2 protein-coding genes and 1 pseudogene are annotated in these 3,056 nt (G+C 40.7%); all 3 read left to right on the top strand.

All coding sequences use genetic code 11. The features are described 5' to 3' along the window. Positions 1 to 152 precede the first annotated feature (152 nt). Positions 153 to 281 carry a SulP family inorganic anion transporter gene (locus Q0238_RS08265; protein WP_297944959.1) on the top strand — a complete coding sequence of 43 codons (129 nt, stop codon included), beginning with the start codon at positions 153 to 155 and terminating at the stop codon, positions 279 to 281. A gap of 32 nt (positions 282 to 313) precedes the next feature. After that, a pseudogene (locus Q0238_RS08255) lies at positions 314 to 1,647 on the top strand (SulP family inorganic anion transporter). A gap of 220 nt (positions 1,648 to 1,867) precedes the next feature. Further along, a partial coding sequence (locus tag Q0238_RS08250; RefSeq protein ID WP_297944954.1) for an MBOAT family protein occupies positions 1,868 to 3,056 on the top strand: 1,189 nt, incomplete at its 3' end.

Genomic DNA, 3,056 nt, shown 5'->3' with positions numbered 1-3,056 from the left:
TTAGCACCGCGAGATCGCAAAATTCTGCCTCACAAAAGCTCCGTGATAAAAAATTTGCGGCAAATTCTACATCCAAAACCCTGCGCTACAAAGCCTAAATTTAGGCGGATTGCTCTATAATCATATTTTTATTTGAATTTTTGGAGAGTATTTTGAATATAAAAGGCGACATTACGGGCGGACTGACTGCAGGCATTATCGCGTTACCGTTGGCGTTAGCGTTTGGTATCGCAAGCGGGCTAGGAGCTAGTGCAGGTATCTGGGGGGGGCGATCGTGTTAGGGTTTTTTGCGGCGGCTTTCGGCGGCACAAAAATGCAAATCTCAGGACCTACGGGACCTATGACGGTCGTAAGCGCCGCCGTGGTCGTGAAATTTACGAGCAATACGGGCGCACTTGAGATAGGCTCGGTGATGGCGGTATTTGCCGCGGTGGGGCTCTTTCAGATCGCTTTTGGAATTTTGCGCTTAGGCAATTTATCAAATATATCCCGTATTCGGTCGTTTCAGGCTTTATGAACGGCGTGGGCGTCATCATAATTTTGCTTCAGATAAATCCGATGTTAGGGCAAAAGGGCTTAGGCAAAATTACGGACGCGATCGTCGCTATCCCTCAGAGCATCGCGCATCTAAATCCCGCAGCACTCGGTCTTAGCGCAGCGACGCTGGCGATCTTATATCTTACTCCCAAAAAGCTCTCAAGGCTTGTGCCTACGTCGCTTTTGGCGCTAGTAGTCCTAACTCCGATTTGCTATGCAATGAGCCTTGACGCACCTACAATAGGCGCGATTCCTACGGGCTTTGCTAGCTTTACGGTGCCGGTACCGAATTTAACTCACATTGGTTCCATCGTAGGATATGGGTTAATTTTAGCGATTTTAGGCACGATAGATTCGCTGCTAACTTCGCTTGTGGCGGATTCTATCACCAAAACCAAACACTCCTCAAATCAAGAGCTCATCGGTCAAGGTATCGGTAATGCACTCGTGGGCTTTGTCGGCGGTATTTCGGGAGCAGGCGCTACGATGAGAACGGTCGCAAATATAAAAGCGGGCGGGCTTGGTAGACTATCTGGGATCACGCACTCAGTATTTTTGCTACTGGCGGTATTGGTGTTTGCACGAGCAGTCGCATATGTGCCGCTAGCGGTGCTGGCGGGGATTTTGATAAAGGTAGGCGTCGATATCCTAGATTATCGCATGCTGCGCAGGCTTAACGCACGTACCGAAAAAAGACGCATTCGTGATGATCGCCGTATTTTTGCTAACGGTGTTTGTGGATCTCATCTTTGCCGTGGGCGTGGGCGTAGTGCTTGCATGGATAACGTATTATGCCGATTCGCGCAAAGGCAAAAAGAAATTTGCTATCAAACTCTATATCTCGACGATGCGAAATTTGTCGAGATTATCGGACCGATATTTTTTACTGATAGCGCGCGTATTGTAGATGATCTACGTCTCCGGGTATGCCGGAAAAAGCTCACAATCGATTTCGGTCAGGCGACTTTTATAGACATTTCATTCGCTTACGCGCTCGAGGATTTTTTTGCAATATGTTTAAAAAAATGCTACAAATGTGGATATAATCATCGACGAGTGGCATTTTTGGGTAAGGCGCTAAATGAGCTAAAAAATATCTACTGCCGATAATATCGGAGTGCGAAGCGACATTTTGGAAGATGAAAAAAAGTAGGGTGCAGTGAAATTTCTGGCGCTGATAAGCCAATAGATTGAATGCTAGAATAAGTATTAAGTTAAGCAAGACTAATACACTTAAAGCTTATGTCCAAATTTTAAGTATAATTCAAGTAAAATTCTGCCAACAAGGTAGAATTTTTTACCAGGAAAATTATTTTAATAGGAGAGGTAAATGTTATTTAATTCGTATGAGTTTATATTTGTATTTTTGCCTATAACATTTTTTATATATTTTTTTCTAAATAAAAAGCGGCTGGGTGAGTTGTCAAAGGGATTTTTAGTCGCTTCATCATTATTTTTTTATGGTTGGTGGAATATTGCATATCTACCTATAATTTTGACTTCAATGATATTTAATTATTGCTTTGGAGTAGAACTAAATAAAAACAGCGCAAGAATTTCAAAAAAGGCGCTCTTGATCGTCGCAATAGCTGTAAATTTAGCGTTACTTGGATATTTTAAATATTCGGACTTTTTAATTGATAATTTAAATTTTATCTTCAATCTACATATCCACAATTTAAATTTGCTCCTTCCACTTGCAATTTCATTTTTTACATTTCAACAAATCGCATATCTTGTAGATTCGTATAACGGAGGAGGTACTAAAGAATATAATTTTTTAAATTATTGCCTCTTTGTTACATTTTTTCCACAGCTCATAGCGGGTCCAATCGTTCATCATAAAGAGATTATGCCACAGTTTGACAATCTCAAAAATAAAGTACTAAATTATAAAAATATTGCTCTTGGACTTTTTATATTTTCTTTGGGGTTATTTAAGAAAGTTATAATCGCAGACTCATTTGCAGTTTGGGCCACTAATGGTTTTGATAGAGCCGAGATATTGCCGTTTATTGAAGCATGGGCAACTAGTCTCTCATATACCTTTCAGCTTTATTTCGATTTTAGCGGGTATTGCGATATGGCAATAGGAGCAGCACTTCTTTTTAATATCAAACTTCCGATAAATTTTAATTCGCCGTATAAGGCTAGCGACATACAAGACTTCTGGCGCAGATGGCATATTACGTTAAGTAGGTTTTTACGAGACTATGTTTATATACCGCTGGGAGGTAACCGCAAGGGCAGGGCGAGGACATATTTAAATTTAATGCTCACCTTTATAATAGGCGGCATTTGGCATGGGGCAGGCTGGACTTTTATATTTTGGGGGTTTTTACACGGATTAGCACTCATGATTCATAGATTTTGGCATAATTTAGGCTTTAGAATGAATAAAGTTCTAGCTTGGTTTATAACCTTTAACTTCGTAAATATTACCTGGGTGTTTTTTAGAGCAAAACACTGGGATGATGCCATTAAAGTAATAAAAGGTATGTTTGGTTTTGATGGCATTG

It is taken from the genome of uncultured Campylobacter sp. (assembly GCF_938045775.1).
In the GTDB taxonomy this organism is placed as follows: Bacteria; Campylobacterota; Campylobacteria; order Campylobacterales; family Campylobacteraceae; genus Campylobacter_B.
This window is presented reverse-complemented; position numbering and strand designations above follow the sequence as displayed.